We start from the raw sequence: 20,337 nt of genomic DNA on the forward strand, positions 1-20,337 counted from the left end.
CGTTGATCACGCATTGGGTACGCTTTCGGCCGCAGCGCTCCCGGCCATGGCCTCGCGCAAGCTCAGCGGACGCATATCCGTCCAGACCTGGTCGATCCATTGCAGGCATTCGTCCTTCTTGCCCGACTTGCCGGCTTCACGCCAGCCGGCGGGAATCGCCTTGTAGTCAGGCCAGATCGAATACTGCTCTTCGTGATTTACAACGACAACGAAGTTGGTGTTTTCGTCACCCCAGCTCATCGCGGCTCCTGAATGAAGTTGTACGTCGGCTTGCGGCCAAACATGCCGGGCAGCCCTCGCAAAAGCGCGGCGGATTGCCCGGCAGAATTTTGAATCACTACGCATTAAATGCGAATCATTTGCATTTAAATTTACTCGTTGCCCTTGATGCGTGTCAAGGTCCATCCCTACCCTCTTTGTCTCTGGGCAATGGAGGGCACAGCTTAAAACAAATTCATTCGTCATACAAGCAAATAGGAATCATTTGCATTACCGTGCGTTTGTCGTCATCATCCATCCGATAGAAAACTCAATTACACCGCCATGGATACCTCTCAGATCCGTCAGATCGACGACACCGTTTCGCCGCGACAACAAGCGTTCTTCGAAACGCTGCTCTCGCGCCAGTCGCACTGGCCGCTGGCCGAGCCGGGACCCGGTGACACCGAGCTAAGTCTGATCTTCGACGCGGCCATGCGAGCGCCGGACCATGGTGCACTGCGCCCCTGGCGCTTCGCGCTGATTCGCGACGACGCGCGCGCCGATTTCGGCGAAGTCCTCGTCGATGTCGCGGCGCGACGCGAACCGGCAACGCCTCGCGCAGATCACGAGCAACGGCGGCAACTCGCGTACACGGCGCCGCTCGTGATCGTCATAGCCGCGGCGCCGGTTCCCAATTCGCACATTCCCGAATCGGAGCAACTGCTCGCGGTCGGCGCGGCGGTCATGAACATGCTCAACGCAATTCACGCGCTCGGTTACGGCGGTTTCTGGGCGACGGGCGTCGATGCGTACGACCCCAATCTCCAGGCCGCGCTCGACTTCGAGCCGGCCGAGCGCGTGCTGGGTTTTTTATTTGTTGGCACACCGAAATCACGTGAACATTCGGCCGTGAGGCCGCCGCATTCGCCGTACGTGCGTGAGTGGTTGGGACGTGCATCGGTTTGACAATGTCGACAGCGATTGAACCGACCGCCCCGCTTCACTAGAAGCTGCGCGAGACGCGACCTCAAGCGCAATTTCTAAGCACGCGTTGAAACACGCGGCGCGGTCAGTCATGCGTCACCCTGCGCTAATCGGACAACCGCATAACGTGTGCCGTGAATTTCCGCCTGCATGGGCGCAGCCGACTAACGTTGGTCGATTTTAGACAGCCGGCCCTGTACTAAAGTGGAAACGCGAAACGACTTTGCAGAGGTGTCCCTATGTTCTCAGACGAATCCAAACGTCTCGAAACGCGGGACCAGGACGAAACTTTGTTCGGCGCGGTGTACATCAGCAATGTCGCGTCGGGCGTAGGCATATCGGACGTTGAATCGATTGTGTCGGTATCTCGCGTGCTCAATCGCGCGGATGCACTAACCGGTTTTCTCGTGCACGCGGGCCGTAATTTTGTCCAGTATCTCGAAGGTGATCCGGTAGCAGTGAGGGAATGCTTGCGCCGTATCGGCAATGACAGCCGTCACTACGACATGCGGATTGTCGCGATCGGTTCGCTGGAAAACAGGCACTTTGCCGAGTGGTCGATGGGGTATTTCACCGGTGACATTCACGGCTCCGAGCGCATCGAAAATGTGCTGACAAGCTGGTCGGGTACGGACCGCTCGCTTCTGGAGGAAGTCTGGCGCATCACGCAAGCTGCCAAAACGCTGCCGGAAGTGAGCGAATCGCATCTCGTAGCAGGCCGGTTCGACGTTCTGCTGCGACGAAGCGTGAAGTGAACGGCGCCTTGTCGCATCGGTGATGATCCCGTCACTGCCGTCGCTATGCTAGATCTTCTTCGCGCGAGCCGGCAGGAACATCCATGCGCGCGCAGTTCCTGCCCATTCCGACCTTTATGTTGCCCCTTGGCATCGTCTATGCGAAGTCCTGACAAGCGCCGTCATTGCATTTTCCATAACATGGCAGCGATCGTGCCCTCGTCCTGAAACACGGTCAGCACGTCGGGAATGCCCGTGATCGGCACGTTGTTCACCGTCAGGAAGAAGACGATGCGGCGGCCGCTTTTCGCATCTATATAGCCGGCGAGCGCCTGCCCTTTCAGCAGCGGCATGCCCGGCGCGGCCGGATTTTCGGCGACGTACGTGCCCGTCTTCGCGTGCACCTGGCCTCTCGCTCCCGCCAATGTAGAGTCAGCTTCGAAGTTTGTGACTGTGGCGAGCGATCCGTCCACGCCGAGCACCGGCATCGAATTGAAGTACGGTGTAAAAGCAGGTTTCGCGCTCATACCGCGCAGCATCGCAATGACGGCTTTGCCGTTGGCCGTGGTTTCGCCGCCGCCGCTGCCGTCGATGAAATGATATTGAGCCGGCGAAATGTTGAACACGGTGGACAGTTCGCTCTGTTCCGCGGCAAGCGAACCGGCCATGGTGGTCGATCCGTTGTGCGCGAGTCCGAACTGCATCAGCGTCACGTCGGCCCCAATGTTGTAGCTGATTTTGTTGACGTATCGAACGTGCTGCGCATACGGCGCCGATGTCAGTTGCGCCACCTGTTGCGCGCTCGAATACGAGCCCTTCGCGGGCAGCAACTGCACAGGATTGGCCGCGACGGGCGCAGCCGTTACCGTTACGCCCGAGCGCGCGAGTGCTTCGATAAAGATCGTGCGCGCGTAGTTCGACGGCTCGCTCGCGCGGAACGTGCGGATCAGCGGATATGCGTTGGTCAGAATGGGCACGTAACCCGCCGGCACGGTCCCGCTGACAGTGGCCACACAATTAGCCGCGCCGATGCATTGCGGCGGCTCGGGGTCGAGCCCGATGGCGAGCGTCGACGTCGCGCTGCCGGTCTTCAGCGTCGATTGCACGGAGAAAGCCGCCGACTTCGGCCGCCAGTCGAATGGAACAGCGGCGCCTTCGGCGCTCTGCGATAGTGTGACGTCGACGAGGTCGTCATTGACGAAGATCGGCCGCACGTCGAACTCACCGCGGAAGTTGAACGGTTCGAAAAGACGGTCGTCGATCACGACATTGCCGTTGATCGTGGTGATGCCGGCAGCCGCCACCTGCGCCGCCAGCGCGTTGTATCCCGCGAGCGGGTCGGGCGCCGACAGCACTGCATTGCCGAGCGAGTTCGCTTCGTTATGGTCGAAGTCGGTGAGCGCTATCGTTCCATCGGGATTGGCGCGCCCGCCCATCGTCAGATCTCCGCTCGCAACCAGGATCAGATTGCCGTTGAGCGTGCCGTTCGAAGCAACGCTGCCCTGCCGATAGACTGGCGTGACGAACTTGTGTTGCGCGCCGAGCGCGTTGAGCGCGTTTCCGGTCGAGAAAACTTTACGCACCGAGGCAATGAACATCTGCGAGTTGGAGTCGAGGTCGTAGATAACTTGCCCGGACTCGAGATCGACCACCAGCATGGACCAGCTCGCACTCTTATAGGCGGGCTTCTGCATTACCTGCATGATGGATGCAGGCACGGCCGTATTCGAATCGATAGACCCGCCGCACGAGGCCAGCAAAAATGCACCTGCAATCACGGTCCAGCGTTCGCACGCTCCACGGAGCGTCGTCATTGTCGCGATCGTCGCGTTCATCGCAGGCCTCCAGATTCGTTCTGTCTTTGCAAACTGAATGGCTCGGGTCGACGCATTGCGCGCCGATGACCGCGAGTATTCGCGCCGACAGACCCAAAACCCTGCCCACTATATTCCGCCGATAGCGGGGGCGATCGTCTTTTTGCAGCCAAAATCCAGAAAACCGGCCATACCGTGCGTGAGTCGCTGCCGCTCGTGCGCAAACTGCGAAGCCAGGCAGCGCACCGCGCAAAAGTGACGCACCGCAATAAGGACCCGCGCTGTGCGCCACTACGGAAGGCTCGCACCCGCCACGCAAACGCACGACCGGACTACCCCTGCGGCGCTTCCCACCCAATGCCAAGACTCTTCTGCAGCGACACGAAGTCCTTCAGCAACTCGGCCTGCCCTGCCACGACATTCTGCTGCGCGCTGAATTCCTGGCGCTGCGTGTCGAGCAAATCGATCAACGTCGCGACACCCGCCGTGTAGCGCTGCCGCATCAGCGCGGCAGAGTGGGTCGCGGACGTCTCCACTTTCAGCAACGTCACGACATGCTCCCGCTGATGCCCATAGCGCGACAACGAAGAGTTCGCGTCCTGAAGCGCGCCGAGAACAGCCTTCGTGTAACGCGCCTCGGCTTCGTCTCGCGACGCCTCCGCCGCATGTACGCTGCCTAGCGTGCGTCCGAAATCGAACGCATTCCATTGCAGATAGGGTGCGGTAATCCAGCTGAAGTTGCTCTTGCGTATGAGATGGCCCGGATCGCTCGCGCTGAAGCCGATATCGCCGAACAACGTCACTTTCGGGAAAAAGTCCGCCACGTGTTCGCCGATTTGCGCGTTGCTCGATGCAAGCCGCCGCTCCGCAGCTCGAATGTCCGGACGGCGCTGCAACATCGCGGAGGGATCGCCAATGGGCACCGTCGCAGGCATAGGCGGCAGCGGCCGGGCAGACGCCAGTTGTTGATCCAGCGCGCCGGGTACGCGCCCGGTCAACACCGCGAGGCGGTCGAGCGAATCGCTCATTTGCGCGTCGAGCGGAATCAGCGTCGAGCGCGTGTTTTCGACCTGCGTGGTCAGACGTTCGACATCGATATCCGCAGCCGTGCCGCGCTCACGCCGCTGCCGCGTTAGCGTCAACATTTTCTGTTCGATGTCCGCCTGGCGCCGCGCGAGTTCAAGCCGCGTTTGCTGGTCGCGCAGATCGATGTACGTTTGCGCCACTTCCGCGGCAAGCGAGACCTGGGTATCTGCGAGATCAGCGTCGACCGCTTCAGCATTGGCCGATGCGGCTTCGATCGCGCGCCGGGTGCCACCGAACAGGTCGATTTCCCATGAGGCGTCGAAACCCGCCGTGTAAAGTTGCAGCGGCCCCCTTCCCGATGACCCCGAACTGCCACCGGACGAACCCGCCGAACTGAGCGCACTCAGATCGGGCTCGCGCGTGCGCAGCGCAGCCGCGTTGGCCGAAAGCTTCGGCAAAGCGTCCGCGCGCTGCGACTGCAGCTGCGCGCGCGACTCACGCAGGCGCGCCTGCGCAATATGCACGTCCGGGCTATGTGCGAGCGCGGCGGCAATCAGATCGTTCAGTTGCGGGTCGTTCAGTGCGAGCCACCACTCGCGAGGCGCCGGTGCCGCGGTCGTGCCGGCCGCCGGCGTGCGCACGAACGCTGCGCCGCGAGCATCCTGCGCAACGGGCGGTGCACCGTGATAGTCGGGACCGACAGTGCAGCCCGGCAAGACAGACAGCGAAAACAGAAGCGCCGCGGCGGCGAGAGCGAAACTCGAGGGACGGTTGAACATCATGTGAGATCAGAAAACATTAGTGTCCAGCGGACGGAGGCGCCGGCGCATTCCTGCGCGGCGTCTTCAGAAGCAACGCAAGAGGAATGCAGGCGACGAGCGCGATGGCGAGCAGATAGAAAGTTTCCGAATAGGTCATCACGATCGCCTGCTGCTGGATCTGCGCGCCGAGCTGGCCGAGCGCTCGCATTCGCGAGTACGCCATGTCGCCGGTATGGGTGAACCAGTTCGCCGCATTGGCGGCAATGCTGTCCTGACCGATCAGTGAATTCGCGCTCACCGATTCACGGATCATTGCCGTATGAAACGTCGTGCGCCGGTCGATCACGGTGCCGATGATCGCAAGGCCGATCGAGCCGCCGAGATTGCGCGCCATGTTGTAGAGTCCCGCGGCATCGCCGGAATCTTCGCGCGACACCGCAGCCATGGAGGCCTGATTGAGCGGCATCATTGCGAGCATCTGTGCGGTGCCGCGTATCAGTTGCGACCAGACGAAATCGTGCCCGACGCTTTGCGCCGTCAGGCTGATGTCGAGCATGCAGCTGAGCGCGTACAACACGAGCCCGGTGATGACGAGAAGACGGAAATCGAACTTGCCAAGCAGCCGCGGCAGCACCGGCATGATCAGAAATGCCGGCAGCCCCGAGAGCAGCATGATCGCGCCCGACTGCTCCGCGTTATAGCCCGCCACCACGCCGAGAAACTGCGGCAGCAGATACGACACGCCATAAAGCGCAGCGCCGACCGCCGACACGATCACAATCACGCTCGCATAGTTAGGATTACGCATCAGGCCGAGGCGCACGATCGGCTTCTTTGCCGTCATCTGCGAAGCTGCGATCAGGAGCATGCCGAAAACCGATACACAGGTGAGCAGGACGATTGTCGACGACTCGAACCAGCGTTCGCGCTGCCCTTCTTCGAGCACCACCGTGAGCGAACTGAGCCCGATCGCGAGTCCGACGATGCCGAGCCAATCCGCCTTGAAGAAAGCTTCCCAGTGGGGCTTGTCCGACGGCAGTCCGACAATCAGCAGCGTCATCAGCGCTAAGCAGATCGGCAGGTTCATGAAGAAGCACCAGCTCCAGCTGACGTTCTCCGCGAGCCAGCCGCCGACCACCGGCCCCAGCAGCGGTCCGAGCAGCACGATCAGGCCGAACATCGTCATGCCGACCGGCAACTGCGAAAGCGGCAGCCGTGTGCGGATGATGGTCTGCGCGGTAGGAATCAGCGCGCCGCCAGTAAAGCCCTGGCCGATCCGGCCGGCGATCATCATGGGCAGCGTGTGCGACCAGCCGCACATCATCGAAAATGCAATGAAGAGCGCCGAGTTGGTGAGCAGGAAGTTGCGCAGGCCGAAGACGCGTGTGAGCCATGCCGCGAGCGGAATCATCACGATCTCGGACATCAGGTAGCCGGTGGAAATCCACGTACCCTCCGTTCCCGTCGCGCCGATTTCGCCCTGAATCTGCGGCAGCGCGGAGTTCGTGATGGAGATGTCGAGCGTCGCCATCAACGCGCCGAGCGCGCCGGCGGCGACGGCGATCCAGTCGCCGACACTCGCCCGCTCTTCCCCGTGTGGTGCGGCAGGCGCCGCAGTCGCCGGCGTCGCGTCAGCCACGACGGTTCTCGGCATCGATCCGCGCATCGCGCTCACGCGCAGACCGCGTGTCGACATCGACCGTGACGGACAGGCCTGGCAACAATACGCTGCGCGTCTCGGCCCCCGTATCGATACGAATCCGCACGGGCACTCGCTGCACAATCTTCGTGAAGTTGCCGGTCGCATTCTCCGGCGGCAGCAATGCGAACTGCGAGCCGGTGCCCGGCGAGAAACTGTCGATCACACCGTGCAGCGTATGGCCAGGCAACGCGTCGACATGCATTTCGACGGGCTGGCCGACCCGCATGCGGCCCACCTGCGTTTCCTTGAAATTGGCCAGCAAATAGGTGCTTCGTACGGGAACGACCGTCAGCATCCGCGTGCCGGGCTGCACGTATTGGCCGACGCGCACGGTGCGGTCCCCTACCTTGCCGCCGAGCGCACTGCGCACCATGGTGTTCTCGAGATCGAGCCGCGACTGTTGTGCGCTTGCCTCGGCGGCTTCGAGTTGCGCGCGCGCCTGTGCAAGCTGCGCGGTGGCAGAGCCGATCTGCGAACGTGCGGCGTCGACCGCGGCTGCGTTTGCGGCAAGCGTGGCATTCGCCTGGTCGCGCGTGCTGGTCAGCTCGGCCATGCGTTCACTGCTTTCAGCGCCGGTCGCGATGAGCGGCGCGTAACGCCGCACTTCGTCGCTCGCATGCTGTGCACTCACGCGGGCCACCCGCTCTTGCGCCTGTGCCTGCGCAATATTGGACTGCTGCTGTTTGATGTCGGCCTGCGCGCGTTCTATGTCCGCCTTGCGTGCGTCGATGGTCGCGAGCGCCTGGTCGAGCGCAACCTGGTTCTGGCGCGCGTCGAGATGCACGAGAGGATCGCCCGGCTTCACCATCTGATTGTCCGCGACATAAACTTCCGTCACATAGCCAGACACCTTGGGAGCGACCGTGACGCTGTCGGCCTGCAGATAGGCGTCGTCGGTACTCTCGATAAAGCGCCCTACGGTCCACCAACGCGCGAGCCAGATACCTCCGGCAATGAGCGCGACAACGCCGAGCGCGATCAACACCGTGCGCCGGCTCGGACGGCGCACGCCTGACGGCGGCGACTCTTCGGCGGGTCGGGGACGGGACGGGGAATCTGCGGTCGTTGACATCTCAATGGTCCAATTATTTCCAGTTGGCAGAATTATTCCAGTCGATAGAATTGTGTCAAGTGATATATTTGTGTGGAAGTAATGGAGAGAAATGCATGAACCCCGCACAGAAAGTGCGTCGGTCGCCCGAAGGCGGCTACGCACGCGGTGACGAGACGCGTCAGCGAATAATCGAAGCAGCGATCCAGCTGTTTGGCGAACACGGATTCGAAGGCGCGTCGACCCGCGAGATCGCGGCTTGCGCCGGCGTCAACGCGCCCGCGCTGCAGTACTACTTCGAGAACAAGGAAGGGGTGTATCGCGCGTGCGTCGAAGCACTGGCCGACGATGCATGGAGAACCTTCGGCCCGGCCATCGAACACGCACAGGCCGTGGTGCGCGAAAACGCCGGGACCGAAGTGTTGATCGACGCTTTCATCCGGATTCAGGAAGCCATGGCAGACGGCGCGTTCGCGAAAGCGAGCAAGCCGGGCCGGCGGATGTTCTTTGCACGCGAGCAGGCCGGCTACGAGCCCGAGAGCGCCACGCAGATTCTCGCGTGCCGGATCCGTCAGCCGTTGAACGAAGCGAGCGCCGCGCTGGTCGCGCGTATCTGCGGGCTAGCCTCCGACGACCCCGTCACGCAGATTCGCACATTCAGTCTGCATGGACAGCTGGTGGTCTTTCACCTCGCGCATCGCTCGACGCTGTCGGTTCTCGGCTGGAAAAGCATGGATGCAGAGAAGGCGGAGCAGTTGAAGTCCACGGTACGCGATCAAACGCGAATACTGCTCGAACACTGGAGCCGGGAACGCGACGCGCGGCACGTGAAAGATGCGAAAGGTGCGAAAGCCGCGAGCAAACCGCCGCGTTCGCGCAAGCAGGCCCGAGGCGATGACGACGGTAACTGAAGCACGGCCCGCGTATCGGCCGGGGCCGGCCTGGGAGCCGGCCTAGGGACCGGCCGATCACGCGGCGAGCACCGCGAGTGCTCTGTAAACCGAGGCCGAGGTTTCAGCGCCAGAAACCAGGGTTGAATCGCGACCGCGCGCTGTCGCCAGCGCGTGCGTTTCAATCCATAGCCGAAAGGTAATCCGCCAGACGGGCGAGCATTGCATCGCAATCGCTCAGTTGCTCGCTGGTCAGAAATTCATCTGGCTTATGCCCCTGGTCCATACTGCCTGGTCCGCAGACCACTGTGGGAATGCCCGCCTGCTCGAAGAGCCCGCCTTCGGTGCCGAACGCCACGGTGCCAAACTCGTTTGAACCGGTCAGCAACGTTAGAAGACGCGCCGCTTCGCTGTCAGGCGACGTAGCCAGTGCGGGATAAGCAGAGAGCGACTGGAAGCGGATATCGGCGTCGGACTTCACGGCACGCATTCTGGGAAGCAGCTCGGCTTCGGCGTACGTTTGCAACTCGTCGGCTACCTGACCGGCGTCGAAACCCGGCAGCGCCCGGACTTCGAAATCGAACTCACATTCTGCCGGTACGATGTTCAGCGCACGGCCGCCTTTGATCACTCCCGTCTGCACGGTCGAGAACGGCGGATCGAACCGTTCGTCGCGATACTCGGGCTGCGCGAGATGATCGCCGATCTCTTCCAGACGGCTGATCATGCGCGCCGCGTACTGAATGGCATTGACACCATATGGCGCGTAGGCCGAATGGCGCGGCGCACCCTTGACCTGACAACGCATCGCCAGTTTGCCCTTGTGTCCGAGCACCGGCTTGAGTTCGGTCGGCTCGCCGATCAGACACAGCACCGGCTTATGCGGACGCCGTTCAAGTTCAGCGAGCATAGGCCGCACGCCAAGGCATCCGACTTCCTCGTCGTATGAAAAGGCGAGATGCACCGGGAGCTTCAAATCGCGCTCGACGAAGCCCGGCACCGCCGCGAGCACCGATGCGATGAAACCCTTCATGTCGGCCGTCCCGCGACCATACAGCCTCCCGTCACGTTCGGTGAGACGAAATGCGTCGACGCTCCACGCCTGTCCTTCGACCGGCACCACGTCGGTATGGCCTGACAGCACAATGCCGCCCCGCTCGTGCGGACCGATCGTCGCAAACAGATTCGCCTTGGTACGCTCGGCGTTGTAGAAGAGTTCGCTCTTCACACCCAGTTCGTCCAGGTAATCTCGAATGAACCCGATCATGTCCAGATTCGACTCGCGGCTGACCGTGGCAAAGCCGATCAACGTGGCGAGCAGCGCGCGGCTGGACCTGTCACTCATTGCCGGGCACCCCGTAGCTCGGCGCGGCGGTCGGATTCAAAGCGCGCGTCAGATAGTCCTGCATTTGCGGCTGATATGCGCGCCACAAACCATCGAGTTGGCCGATGGGATCGTCGTCCGCCCAATCGACACGCAAGTCGACGATCGGCCAGCTCACATCGCCCACGATTCTGAGCGCCGCCGAATGCACGGGCCCCGCCTCGCCGCCCGCGGCCATCGCCGCGTGCATGGCCGCGAGGAGTCGATCGGCAAGCGGGCCTGCGGTCTGCTCGAACGCAGGGACCATTGCCTCGATCACTTCGACGCCTGCGAGCATATTGCCCGCTGCCACGCATTGCTTGCCCGCAACCGCGTGATACGTGCCCAACGCTTCCTTGCCGCTGAAAAACGCCGTGCGGCCCTGGCTATCGACCACCGTCACCTGACGATATTCGCTCCAGTCGCTTGCGCCTAGCGCACGATCCAACGCGGCGGCGGGATCGAATTGCCCGCTTTCGAGAAGATCGAGAATCTGCGGGCCCAGTGCCGGCAGCGTGACGTTTTGCGTCGCGACCACGCCGACGCCTGCACGCACCCAGGGACAACGGGCGCCCACTGCAATGCTCGACGAACTGATTGCAACCCCAAGCTGCCCCGACTGCGCGCAGCGTCCGACAATGGAGAATGTCATGTCCCGCTCCTCAGGCTTGCGGCCGCGTCCATCCGTCTGGAATGACGGCGATTACGTCGATCTCCATCAGCCATTGCGGCTGACCGAGCGCAACCACGACGAGGCCGGTGGAAATCGGAAATACGCCCTTCAGCCACTTGCCGACTTCCTGATACACAGGCTCGCGATAGCGGACGTCGGTCAAATATGTCGTTGTCTTGACGACGTGAGACAAGTCGCTGCCCGCCTCTTCGAGCAATTGCTTGAGGTTTTTCATGGCCTGCTCGGCCTGGGCGCGCGGATCGCCCAAGCCGACCAGACGTCCTTCGAAATCGGTCCCCACCTGGCCGCGTACATAAACCGTATTGCCTGCGCGCACGGCCTGACAGAGGTCGTTGTCGAGCGTCTGGTTCGGATATGTGTCCTTCGTGTTGAACATGCGAATTCGGGTATGCGTGGGTTGGCTCATGAGTGCACCATTTATATGGGGAGAAAGATGGGGAGACGCGTGAATCAATTCACGCCCATTTCGCTTACTTTATGAACCTTTGAACCGGCGGACGAGCCGTCGGCGGCGTCAGTACCTGCTGGGCTTTCGTCGCGGCTTGCTATCTCGGGTTGCGGTCCATCGTAATACGCCAGATATTTGCGCTGCGTGACGATGTGATCGGCGACGTGCTTCGCGTCGTGCCACACGCCCCAGATAAACGCAGAGCCGCGACGCGACAACCACGGCAGTCCGAGAAAATAAATGCCCGGCTCCTTCGATACGCCGCGCTGATGCGACGGCTTACCTTTTTCGTCGAACGCGTTCACGTCCAACCAGCCGAAATCGACTGCATAACCGGTTGCCCACACAATCGACGTCACGCCGGCTTCTGCCAGATCGAGTTCGCGAAGCGGATGCGTGACGCACTCGGGGTCGGCGGGAATGGCGCGCGCCTCCGGTTCTTGCGGAAGATCGAGACCGTTGCGCTCGGCATACGCGTCGGCCGCGTCCAGCAGCGACAGATAGTTCTCGTCGCCGCGCGCGATGTTCGCCGCCAGATCGTCTTCGAAGACAGCGACGCCATTGTCGAAAGACTTCGTGAGACCCACGAGCGTAATGCCCTGATGCGCGAGACGCCGGAAGTCCACCGTATGACCGCCGCGCGACCCGCTTACTGCGATCGTCACGTGTTCCCTGCCCGGCTTCATGACCTCCGCGTCCCATTCGCCGAGCACGCCGAGCCACCAGCAAAAATCGCGACCGCGATAAGCGCGCGGCGGACGGTCATGCGCACCGACCGACAGATAAACGCGCCTGCCTGCACGCTGCAACTCGTCCGCGATCTGCACGCCGGACGATCCCGCGCCCACCACGAGCACGCCTCCTTCAGGCAATTGCCCCGGGTTGCGATAGTCGGCGGAATGAATTTGCGTGAGACGCGTGTCTTGCGGAGCAATCGGCGGAATCACGGGGCGCTGGAAAGGTCCCGTTGCAACGACCACGCGATTAGCCTCGATCGTGCCCTCCGACGTTTCGACCGTAAAGCCCGGACGTCCCGCATTACGCACGACGTGCTTCACCTCCACGCCAGTGCGGATCGGCGCGTCGAACTTCTTTGCGTATGCGACGAAATATTCCGCGACCTGTTCCTTTGGCGCAAAAGCGTCCGGGTGAACGTCGGCGAACTCCAGGTTGGGGAAACGATCGTGCCATGCGGGACCGTTCGCAACCAGCGAATCCCAGCGCCCGGTACGCCAGCGCTCGGCAATACGGGCGCGCTCCAGTACGAGGTGCGGCACCCCGAGCCTCGTCAGGTGTTCGCTCATCGCGACGCCGGCCTGGCCGGCGCCGACCACCAGCGTATCGATCGACGTTGTTTCGAGTGTCATGACTGTGTCCTTCAGAAGAGGCTATAGCGAATCATGCTTGCAGACGGCGTGTGCCGCCCGGGCCGTTCGTCTCCCGTCAAAATCTACCCGCCCGTTCCGAATCCGAAAAACATATTAAAAAAATGCAGCGCATCGGTTTTTCCTATGCAGCGCTTTTTGACCGCCTCACAATGCCGCTCGTTGAAGACCTTGAAGATGGAGCGTCGTCGATGGAAAGTCACCCGTTGCGCTATTCATTGCGCCAGTTGCGCTATTTCGTCGTCACGGCGGAAGCGCTGTCTTTCACGGCGGCGGCAAAGCGCCTGCATATCTCGCAACCGTCGATCTCGACGGCGCTTGCGGATCTCGAAGTCTCGTTCGGCGTGCAACTCTTCATACGACATCACGCTAGCGGTCTTTCGCTCACGCAGGCCGGACGCGATCTGCTCGGCCAGGCGCGCAATCTGCTGAAGATCGCGGAGGAACTGCAAACGACCGCGAAGGAAATGGACGGCGGCATGACGGGTGCGATTGCGCTCGGCTGCCTCGTCTCGCTCGCGCCGCCGCTCATGCCGCGGTTGATCAGCCGCTTCACGGGCGAGCACGCGGGCATTTCGTTTCGCACCGTCGAGGCGCATCAGGACGGCCTTCTACGCGGCCTGCACGACGGCTCGCTCGACATTGCCCTCACCTACAGCCTCGACCTGACCGAGGACATCGCCTTCACGCCGCTGCTTTCGCTGCCGCCTTATGCGATCCTGCCGCGCACGCATCGGCTCGCCCGCGCGCGCAAGGTATCGCTCGCCGACCTTTTGCCCGAGCCTTATGTGATGCTCGACTTGCCGCACAGCCGCGAGTACTTCGCCGCGCTCTTCGACGCAGTGGGCAGCCGGCCGGTGCCGGCGTTTCGCTCGTCGCAGCCCGAGGTCGTGCGCGGCATGGTGGCCAACGGTCTCGGCTACAGCCTGCTTAACTTTCCGCTCAAGTCCAATCGCACGGTGGATGGCGAAGAGTTCGTCATTAAACGCTTCAAAGACAACGTCAACGCAACGATGCTAGGCATCGCACAATCGCGCACGATGAAGCCTCGCCAGGTCGTGCATCGTTTTGCTTCGTTCTGCGAGAACTATATCCGGCGACTGCATATAGACGAATGAGTCATCGCGGTTGGTCGACTGCTTTCAGATTGCGTTCGCTGCATAGACAAAACCTTTGCTTTGTATCTGAAAACAATATTTTGGCTTGCAAATTGGCTTGATAGATTGGTGGCCATGTTGAGCGCTACGCCGCGAGGCTTTACGCCGGCTCGCTCTGACCGTCACGAATCGAGGGGGACGCATGACCGACCTGCCAACGACGACTGCAGTGCATGCACTGGTTGAAAAGCTGCAGACGGGTTGCGAACGGCCATTCGGCGATGCACGTTCAATGCCGCCCGGTGTCTACACGTCGCCCGAATTTCTGGCGCTGGAAGAGCGCGCGATCTTCTCGCGGGAATGGCAATGCGTCGGCCGCGCTAGCGCGCTGAAAGCCCCCGGTGATTACCTGAGCGCGCGCATCGGCGCGCAACCCGTTGTGGTTCTGCGCGACGAACAGATGCAACTGAGGGCCATGTCGAACGTGTGCCTGCATCGCATGTCGGTATTGCTCGAAGGACGCGGAAACGTGCGCCGCATCGTCTGCCCGTATCACGCGTGGAATTATTCACTGGACGGCGCATTGCACGGCGCGCCGCTCATGGACCGGCAACAGGGCTTCTGCAAGGAAAGCTACCGGCTGCCCGCAGTGCGTTGCGAAGAATGGCAAGGCTGGCTCTATGTGACGCTCGACGAAAACACGCCACCCGTGCGCGAGCAGCTTGCCGATCTGGGCGAACTGATCGGCGCATACGGCATGTCGGACTACATTGAAACGTTCTATGAAGAGCACGTGTGGGACACGAACTGGAAGATCCTCGCGGAAAACTTCATGGAAAGCTATCACCTGCCCATGTTGCATCGCGCGACGGTCGGACCGCATTCGCGGCTCGAAGAAATGGAATGCCCGCCGGGTTATCCCGCGTTCAACTATCACTGGATTACGAAGGAAGCGTCTTTGCCGATCGGCAACGCGCATCCGGAGAACACGCGACTTACCGGGCATTGGCGCAAGACCACCGCGCTGCTCGCGATCTACCCGACGCATCTGGTCACGCTTACCCCAGGTTACTTCTGGTATCTCGTGCTGCAACCTCAGGGCGTAGGGCACGTGCATATCCGCTTCGGCGGAGGGCTCGCGCCGGAGTTCATCGCGGACCCCGAAGCGAACGCGCATATGGCGACGCTGAAGAAACTGCTGGACGACGTGAACGCCGAAGATAAACGCGGCGTGGAAGCGGTCTTTCGCGGCGTGCACGCGCCGCTCGCGAAACCGGGCCATTTGAGCCATCTCGAACGCCCCAACTATGACTTCGCGCGCTACCTAGCCAGCAAGATCGCCGCGACGCAGCCCGGTACACATTGATTACGACGCATCATCGACAGGACGCGATCACGATGTCAAACCCTTCCTTCATTTCGCTCTCGCGCGTGAGCAAATCGTATGACGGCGCCCAATATGTCGTCGATGACTTGAATCTCGAGGTGGGCAAGGGAGAATTTCTGTCGCTGCTCGGTCCCTCCGGCTCGGGCAAGACAACCACGCTGATGATGCTCGCGGGATTCGAAACGCCCACTCACGGCGAGATCCGCCTCGACGGCCGCCGCCTCGACGACAAGCCGCCGCATCAGCGCGACATCGGCATGGTGTTTCAGAACTACGCGCTCTTTCCGCATCTGACGATCGCGGAGAACGTCGCCTTTCCGCTTTCCGTGCGGCACGTGAGCCGCGCCGAGCAGAAGGTGCGTGTGAAGCGTGCGCTCGACATGATCGAACTTCCGCATCTGGCGAACCGGCGTCCTGCGCAACTCTCCGGCGGACAGCAGCAGCGCGTCGCGCTCGCACGTGCGCTCGTGTTCGAGCCGAGTGTCGTGCTGATGGACGAGCCGCTCGGTGCGCTCGACAAGCGCCTGCGCGAAACGATGCAATACGAAATCATGCGCCTGCATCGCGAACTGTCGCTCACGATCGTCTACGTGACGCACGATCAGGCGGAGGCACTGACCATGTCGAACCGCGTGGCCGTGTTTTCCGATGGCCGCATCCAGCAGGCCGCCACACCGAGCGAGCTTTACGAAAATGCGCAGAATGCGTTCGTCGCCAACTTCGTCGGCGAGAACAATGGACTGACCGGACGCGTGGCGAATACAAACGACGGCTCGGCAACGCTCGCGCTTTCGGACGGCAGCATGATTCGCGGCCGTTGCGAAGAAGGCCTGCGCGCCGGCGACGAAGCGATGCTCGCGCTGCGCCCCGAACGCGCGCATATCCCGAGCGCGGAAGGCACGCTCGCCGCCGAACACGACAACGTAGTGCGTGCGCGCGTCGACGAACTGGTGTATTGCGGCGATCATCACCGTGTACATCTCACGCTCGGCTCGCGCGATTCGATCGTTGTGAAAGTGCCCAACACCCAGCGCCATGCGCTGCCCTCGCCCGGCAGCACCATCGACGTCGCGTGGCGCCACGACGACTGCAAGATTCTCGCCGCACCTGCGCCGCGAAGCACGCCCGCAATCAACGTAACCACACCGCCCTCACCTTCCATAATCACGACCGCACCAGCAGGAGCCAACTGACATGCGCACCCTCATCAAAGCACAATGCGCTGCACTCGCCGTAGCCGCATTCGCCACCGTGACCACCCAGGCAGCGGAGACGCTCTCCGTCGTGACCTTCGGCGGCGCGTACGAAGCGGCGGCCAAGAAGGCCTACTTCGAACCGTTTACGCAGGCCACGGGGATCGGCTTCTCGACCGAATCGTACGACGGCGGTCTCGCCAAGCTTTCCGCGATGGAGCAGGCCAAAAACACCACGTGGGACCTGATCGACCTCGAAACCAACGATGAGATCACCGCCTGCGAGGAAGGCCTCCTGCAGAAGTTCGACAAGAAGACGATCGGCAAGACGAGCGACTTCATTCCCGGCTCGATCAGCGATTGCGCGGTCGCGAGCATGGTGTGGTCGACGGTCTATGCGTACGACGCGAGCAAGCTCAAGACCGCGCCGACCACCGTCAACGACTTCTTCGACCTGCAGAAATACCCGGGCAAGCGCGGCTTGCGCAAGTCGCCGAAGGTGTCGATGGAATGGGCGTTGATCGCGGACGGTGTCGATCCTAAAGATGTTTACAAGGTGCTCGGCACGCCCGCCGGCGTGGATCGCGCGTTCAAGAAGCTCGACACGATCAAGAAGAGCATTGTGTGGTGGGAGTCGGGCGCGCAGGCGCCGCAGTTGCTCGCCGACGGCGCGGTCGTCATGACGCAGGCCTACAACGGCCGCATCTCCGATGCCGCGAAGAAAGACAACAAGCCATTCAAGGCGGTCTGGGACGCGCAGGTCTACGACTTCGACTGGTGGGCCGTGCCGACGGGCGCGAAGCACGCCGACGCCGCGGCGAAATTCATCGTCTCGGCTTCGCAACCCAAGGCTTACGCGGATCTGTCGAAGTACATCGCGTACGCGCCGCCGCGCAAGGACGCGATTGCGCTCATCGACAAGCAGCGTCTTGCCGATCTGCCGACCGCACCCGAGAACTTCAAGCGCGCGCTGCAGATCAACGCGAACTTCTGGGCCGACAACGCGGACCAGATCAACAAGCGCTTCCAGGTGTGGCTGACGCAGTAACGCCACCGTTCGACGAGAGCCCAACTTGACTACCAGCATGCCCGCTTCCGCCCAAGGTACGGTCCCGGGCTCTCCGACGAGAGCCGAAGGCCGCGCGTCGTTCCAGAAGGCGCGCCGCCGCGCATCGTTGCAGGCGTTGCTGCTTGCGCTGCCGTTGCTCGTGTTTCTGCTGTCGACGTTCATTGCGCCGATCATGCTGCTGCTCGCGCGAAGCGTCGAGAACCGCGAAGTGCCGGACAGCATGCCCGCACTGACGCGTGCGCTCGATGCGTGGGACGGCCGCGGCGTGCCGGACGAAGCCACGTTCGCGCTGCTCGCCGCGGGGCTCAAGGAGGCGCAGCAAAGCGGACAGCTCGGCACCGTCGCGCGGCGGCTGAATTTCGCGCAGCCAGAGTTTCGCAGCCTGCTCATGCGCACCGCGCGCCAGCTGTCGGACGATGCGCCGCCGGCGTGGAAGCCGGCGCTCGTCGAACTGGATGAACGCTGGAACTCGCCCGACACCTGGCGCTTGCTGAAGCGAGCCGCCGCGTCGCCGACGCCCGACTATCTGCTCGCCGCAGTCGATGCGCAGGTGACGCCGCAAGGCACGCTCGCGTTCGTCGCGGATAACGCTTCGGTGTACCGGCAAGCATTCGTGCGGACCATCTCGATCAGCGCGACGGTCACGCTGCTGTGCCTCGTGCTCGGCTACCCGGTCGCGTGGCTGCTTGCGAACCTGCCCGCGAAAAGCAGCAACCGGTTGATGCTTCTCGTGATCGTGCCGTTCTGGACTTCGCTGCTCGTGCGCACGACGGCGTGGTACGTGTTGCTGCAACCGGGCGGCGTCATCAATAGTCTCGTGACGGGTCTCGGCCTCGCCACTCACCCGCTGCCGCTCATCTTCAATCGGACAGGCGTTCTGATCGGCATGACACACGTGCTGCTGCCGTACATGATTCTCGCGATCTACTCGGTCATGAAGAGCGTGTCGCCGGTGTATATGCGCGCCGCGCAATCGCTCGGCGCGCATCCGTTCACCGCGTTCGTGCGCATCTATGTGCCGCAGACGCTGCCGGGCGTCGGCGCCGGCTGCTTCCTCGTCTTCGTGCTCGCGCTCGGCTACTACATCACGCCTGCGCTGCTCGGTGGCGCCGGCGACGAGATGATCAGCCAGCTCATTGCGATGCAGACGAACACGCAACTCAACTGGGGCCTCGCCGGTGCGCTCTCGGCCTATCTCGTGATCTTTACGGCGATCTTCTATTTTCTCTTTAACCGCATCGTAGGCATTGACCGCCTGCGCTTTGGGTGAGCACCGTTCGAACGCACACGCGGCGAAGCACGACGAAGGGACACGACGGAGGAACGATATGCAAGATCAACGCAACAAGATGCTGACCGAACGCGTCGCCGCGCGCTGGGTGCGGCTGCATACCGCACTCGTGCTGTTCTTCCTGATTGCGCCGATTCTCGCGATCATCCCGCTCTCATTTAATTCGGGATCCTACTTTTCGTACCCGATGCAAGGATTTTCGCTGCGCTGGTATGAGCAGGCGCTGACGAGCGCGGACTGGCAACGCTCGCTGCTCAATAGCCTCGGAATCGGCGCGGCTTCGACGGTGATTGCCACGTGTCTCGGCACGCTCGCCGCATTGGGGCTGTCGCGCTCGCAGTTTCCGCTGCGCTCGCTGATCATGCCGCTCATCATTTCGCCGATGATCGTACCCATCGTCGTGGTCGCGGCAGGCTTCTATCTGATCTTCGCGCCGCTCGGACTCGTGAACTCGTATCCCGGTGTGGTGCTTGCGCATGCGGCGCTCGGCACGCCATTCGTCGTGATTACCGTGACCGCTTCGTTGCTTTCGTTCGACCACAGCCTGCTGCGTGCCGCTTCAGGGCTCGGCGCGCCGCCGTGGGTCACATTCAGGCGCGTGACGTTGCCGCTCATCATGCCGGCGATCGCCACGGGCAGCGTCTTCGCGTTCGCGACGTCATTCGACGAGGTGATTGTCATTCTGTTCATCGGCGGCCCGGATCAGACAACCGTGCCGCGGCAGATGTGGAGTGGGATTCGCGACTCGATCGACCCGTCGATCCTCGCCGTAGCGACAATGCTGATCGTGTTCGCAGTGCTGCTCTTTGCGAGTATTACGTGGCTGCGCGGGCGGGCGGCGGCTGCTAGTAATGCGCTTGTTTGATGAAGTAGAAGCGAAGGGAGGTTGTAGGCAACCTCCCTTCGACGATTCAAATGACATTGGCTTGGCAAGCGCCTGATTCGCGGATGGGCGAACGGGCGCCTGTGACGCGCAGACGTCGGACCACGCGCAAGCGCTTCTGGCGGACGCAGACCGCTAGGTCACAAAGGGGATTTGTCGACGCAGACCGGAGCGATCAAGGCCGCTTCGCTGACTGATCTATGGCACAACCCCGATTTTATGGCACAGATCGGGGATTGAATCGGCCGCAAAGCCGTACTGAAATTCTGGCGGAGAGACGGGGATTCGAACCCCGGATAGGCTATTAACCTATACACGCTTTCCAGGCGTGCGACTTAAACCGCTCATCCATCTCTCCGGCGGG

General features: G+C 62.1%; 18 protein-coding genes and 1 tRNA gene. 9 read left to right on the plus strand and 10 right to left on the minus strand.

The window, feature by feature from the left end; all coding sequences use genetic code 11:
* Positions 1 to 6: 6 nt before the first annotated feature.
* Positions 7 to 240, minus strand: coding sequence for an MbtH family protein (locus SB753_RS27295; protein ID WP_087752640.1), 234 nt, complete (start codon positions 238 to 240; stop codon positions 7 to 9).
* Positions 241 to 543: 303 nt separating this feature from the next.
* On the opposite strand from SB753_RS27295, the gene SB753_RS27300 reads away from it, so the two are divergent.
* Together SB753_RS27300 and SB753_RS27305 are read left to right on the plus strand one after the other, a co-directional pair.
* Positions 544 to 1,167, plus strand: coding sequence for a nitroreductase (locus SB753_RS27300; RefSeq protein ID WP_288827473.1), 624 nt, complete (start codon positions 544 to 546; stop codon positions 1,165 to 1,167).
* Positions 1,168 to 1,424: 257 nt separating this feature from the next.
* Positions 1,425 to 1,940: a BLUF domain-containing protein gene (locus tag SB753_RS27305; protein WP_087752638.1), complete on the plus strand. Its 516-nt coding sequence runs from the start codon at positions 1,425 to 1,427 to the stop codon at positions 1,938 to 1,940.
* A 161-nt stretch (positions 1,941 to 2,101) separates the two neighbouring features.
* On the opposite strand, the gene dacB is transcribed toward SB753_RS27305, so the two are convergent.
* From dacB to SB753_RS27325, 4 genes are all read right to left on the minus strand, one after another.
* A complete protein-coding gene (dacB, locus tag SB753_RS27310; RefSeq protein WP_410802821.1) occupies positions 2,102 to 3,754 on the minus strand; it encodes a D-alanyl-D-alanine carboxypeptidase/D-alanyl-D-alanine-endopeptidase in 1,653 nt (550 codons plus the stop codon).
* 311 nt (positions 3,755 to 4,065) lie between these two features.
* The gene (locus SB753_RS27315) at positions 4,066 to 5,541 is read right to left on the minus strand and encodes an efflux transporter outer membrane subunit (protein WP_410802823.1); all 1,476 of its coding nucleotides are present in this window, start codon (positions 5,539 to 5,541) and stop codon (positions 4,066 to 4,068) included.
* A 16-nt stretch (positions 5,542 to 5,557) separates the two neighbouring features.
* Positions 5,558 to 7,174, minus strand: a complete 1,617-nt coding sequence (locus tag SB753_RS27320) for an MDR family MFS transporter (RefSeq protein WP_392395348.1) — start codon at positions 7,172 to 7,174, stop codon at positions 5,558 to 5,560.
* On the minus strand, positions 7,152 to 8,294 hold the full coding sequence (locus SB753_RS27325) for an HlyD family secretion protein (RefSeq protein WP_410802825.1): 1,143 nt from the start codon (positions 8,292 to 8,294) through the stop codon (positions 7,152 to 7,154). Before SB753_RS27325 ends, SB753_RS27320 begins: the two co-directional genes overlap by 23 nt.
* 95 nt (positions 8,295 to 8,389) lie before the next feature.
* Here SB753_RS27325 and SB753_RS27330 point away from each other — a divergent pair, with 95 nt between their 5' ends.
* The gene (locus SB753_RS27330; protein ID WP_410802827.1) at positions 8,390 to 9,184 is read left to right on the plus strand and encodes a CerR family C-terminal domain-containing protein; all 795 of its coding nucleotides are present in this window, start codon (positions 8,390 to 8,392) and stop codon (positions 9,182 to 9,184) included.
* A gap of 160 nt (positions 9,185 to 9,344) precedes the next feature.
* Here SB753_RS27330 and argE read toward each other — a convergent pair whose 3' ends face one another.
* Genes argE through SB753_RS27350 form a run of 4 tightly spaced genes read right to left on the minus strand, consistent with a single transcriptional unit; the run spans position 9,345 to position 13,035 of the window.
* Positions 9,345 to 10,508, minus strand: coding sequence for an acetylornithine deacetylase (gene argE / locus SB753_RS27335; protein ID WP_410802829.1), 1,164 nt, complete (start codon positions 10,506 to 10,508; stop codon positions 9,345 to 9,347).
* Entirely contained in the window at positions 10,501 to 11,178 is a 678-nt protein-coding gene (locus SB753_RS27340) for a DUF1028 domain-containing protein (protein WP_087752632.1), read from the minus strand. The genes argE and SB753_RS27340 overlap by 8 nt, the downstream gene beginning before the upstream one ends.
* A gap of 10 nt (positions 11,179 to 11,188) precedes the next feature.
* Positions 11,189 to 11,626, minus strand: a complete 438-nt coding sequence (locus SB753_RS27345) for a RidA family protein (RefSeq protein ID WP_006048278.1) — start codon at positions 11,624 to 11,626, stop codon at positions 11,189 to 11,191.
* Positions 11,627 to 11,670: 44 nt separating this feature from the next.
* Positions 11,671 to 13,035, minus strand: coding sequence for a flavin-containing monooxygenase (locus SB753_RS27350; protein WP_410802831.1), 1,365 nt, complete (start codon positions 13,033 to 13,035; stop codon positions 11,671 to 11,673).
* Between the two features lie 209 nt (positions 13,036 to 13,244).
* Between SB753_RS27350 and SB753_RS27355 the strand changes: the two genes are divergently transcribed.
* The 6 genes from SB753_RS27355 to SB753_RS27380 all read left to right on the plus strand — a co-directional run bounded on the left by SB753_RS27355 (position 13,245) and on the right by SB753_RS27380 (position 19,955).
* Positions 13,245 to 14,171: a LysR family transcriptional regulator gene (locus tag SB753_RS27355; RefSeq protein ID WP_027779271.1), complete on the plus strand. Its 927-nt coding sequence runs from the start codon at positions 13,245 to 13,247 to the stop codon at positions 14,169 to 14,171.
* Between the two features lie 181 nt (positions 14,172 to 14,352).
* A complete protein-coding gene (locus SB753_RS27360; RefSeq protein ID WP_408411036.1) occupies positions 14,353 to 15,516 on the plus strand; it encodes an SRPBCC family protein in 1,164 nt (387 codons plus the stop codon).
* Positions 15,517 to 15,548: 32 nt separating this feature from the next.
* Positions 15,549 to 16,730, plus strand: a complete 1,182-nt coding sequence (locus tag SB753_RS27365; protein ID WP_410802833.1) for an ABC transporter ATP-binding protein — start codon at positions 15,549 to 15,551, stop codon at positions 16,728 to 16,730.
* A 1-nt stretch (position 16,731) separates the two neighbouring features.
* Positions 16,732 to 17,778, plus strand: coding sequence for an ABC transporter substrate-binding protein (locus tag SB753_RS27370; protein WP_020069960.1), 1,047 nt, complete (start codon positions 16,732 to 16,734; stop codon positions 17,776 to 17,778).
* 37 nt (positions 17,779 to 17,815) lie between these two features.
* Positions 17,816 to 19,069: an ABC transporter permease gene (locus SB753_RS27375; protein WP_410802912.1), complete on the plus strand. Its 1,254-nt coding sequence runs from the start codon at positions 17,816 to 17,818 to the stop codon at positions 19,067 to 19,069.
* A 58-nt stretch (positions 19,070 to 19,127) separates the two neighbouring features.
* Positions 19,128 to 19,955: an ABC transporter permease gene (locus tag SB753_RS27380; RefSeq protein ID WP_020069962.1), complete on the plus strand. Its 828-nt coding sequence runs from the start codon at positions 19,128 to 19,130 to the stop codon at positions 19,953 to 19,955.
* Positions 19,956 to 20,240: 285 nt separating this feature from the next.
* On the opposite strand, the gene SB753_RS27385 is transcribed toward SB753_RS27380, so the two are convergent.
* Positions 20,241 to 20,331, minus strand: a tRNA-Ser gene (locus SB753_RS27385).
* Between the last annotated feature and the right edge of the window lie 6 nt (positions 20,332 to 20,337).

Source organism: Paraburkholderia sp. SIMBA_053 (genome assembly GCF_046534895.1).
GTDB lineage: Bacteria > Pseudomonadota > Gammaproteobacteria > Burkholderiales > Burkholderiaceae > Paraburkholderia > Paraburkholderia caledonica.

What these genes read in the sequence shown, in the direction of transcription:
- SB753_RS27350 (WP_410802831.1), bottom strand. Translation starts at nt 13,035, where the DNA reads ATGACACTCGAAACAACGTCGATCGATACGCTGGTGGTCGGCGCCGGC.
- SB753_RS27315 (WP_410802823.1), bottom strand. Translation starts at nt 5,541, where the DNA reads ATGATGTTCAACCGTCCCTCGAGTTTCGCTCTCGCCGCCGCGGCGCTT.
- SB753_RS27305 (WP_087752638.1), top strand. Translation starts at nt 1,425, where the DNA reads ATGTTCTCAGACGAATCCAAACGTCTCGAAACGCGGGACCAGGACGAA.
- SB753_RS27370 (WP_020069960.1), top strand. Translation starts at nt 16,732, where the DNA reads ATGCGCACCCTCATCAAAGCACAATGCGCTGCACTCGCCGTAGCCGCA.
- SB753_RS27330 (WP_410802827.1), top strand. Translation starts at nt 8,390, where the DNA reads ATGAACCCCGCACAGAAAGTGCGTCGGTCGCCCGAAGGCGGCTACGCA.
- argE (WP_410802829.1), bottom strand. Translation starts at nt 10,508, where the DNA reads ATGAGTGACAGGTCCAGCCGCGCGCTGCTCGCCACGTTGATCGGCTTT.
- SB753_RS27340 (WP_087752632.1), bottom strand. Translation starts at nt 11,178, where the DNA reads ATGACATTCTCCATTGTCGGACGCTGCGCGCAGTCGGGGCAGCTTGGG.
- SB753_RS27360 (WP_408411036.1), top strand. Translation starts at nt 14,353, where the DNA reads ATGACCGACCTGCCAACGACGACTGCAGTGCATGCACTGGTTGAAAAG.
- SB753_RS27295 (WP_087752640.1), bottom strand. Translation starts at nt 240, where the DNA reads ATGAGCTGGGGTGACGAAAACACCAACTTCGTTGTCGTTGTAAATCAC.
- SB753_RS27365 (WP_410802833.1), top strand. Translation starts at nt 15,549, where the DNA reads ATGTCAAACCCTTCCTTCATTTCGCTCTCGCGCGTGAGCAAATCGTAT.
- SB753_RS27345 (WP_006048278.1), bottom strand. Translation starts at nt 11,626, where the DNA reads ATGAGCCAACCCACGCATACCCGAATTCGCATGTTCAACACGAAGGAC.
- SB753_RS27375 (WP_410802912.1), top strand. Translation starts at nt 17,816, where the DNA reads ATGCCCGCTTCCGCCCAAGGTACGGTCCCGGGCTCTCCGACGAGAGCC.
- SB753_RS27300 (WP_288827473.1), top strand. Translation starts at nt 544, where the DNA reads ATGGATACCTCTCAGATCCGTCAGATCGACGACACCGTTTCGCCGCGA.
- SB753_RS27355 (WP_027779271.1), top strand. Translation starts at nt 13,245, where the DNA reads ATGGAAAGTCACCCGTTGCGCTATTCATTGCGCCAGTTGCGCTATTTC.
- dacB (WP_410802821.1), bottom strand. Translation starts at nt 3,754, where the DNA reads ATGAACGCGACGATCGCGACAATGACGACGCTCCGTGGAGCGTGCGAA.
- SB753_RS27325 (WP_410802825.1), bottom strand. Translation starts at nt 8,294, where the DNA reads ATGTCAACGACCGCAGATTCCCCGTCCCGTCCCCGACCCGCCGAAGAG.
- SB753_RS27320 (WP_392395348.1), bottom strand. Translation starts at nt 7,174, where the DNA reads ATGCCGAGAACCGTCGTGGCTGACGCGACGCCGGCGACTGCGGCGCCT.
- SB753_RS27380 (WP_020069962.1), top strand. Translation starts at nt 19,128, where the DNA reads ATGCAAGATCAACGCAACAAGATGCTGACCGAACGCGTCGCCGCGCGC.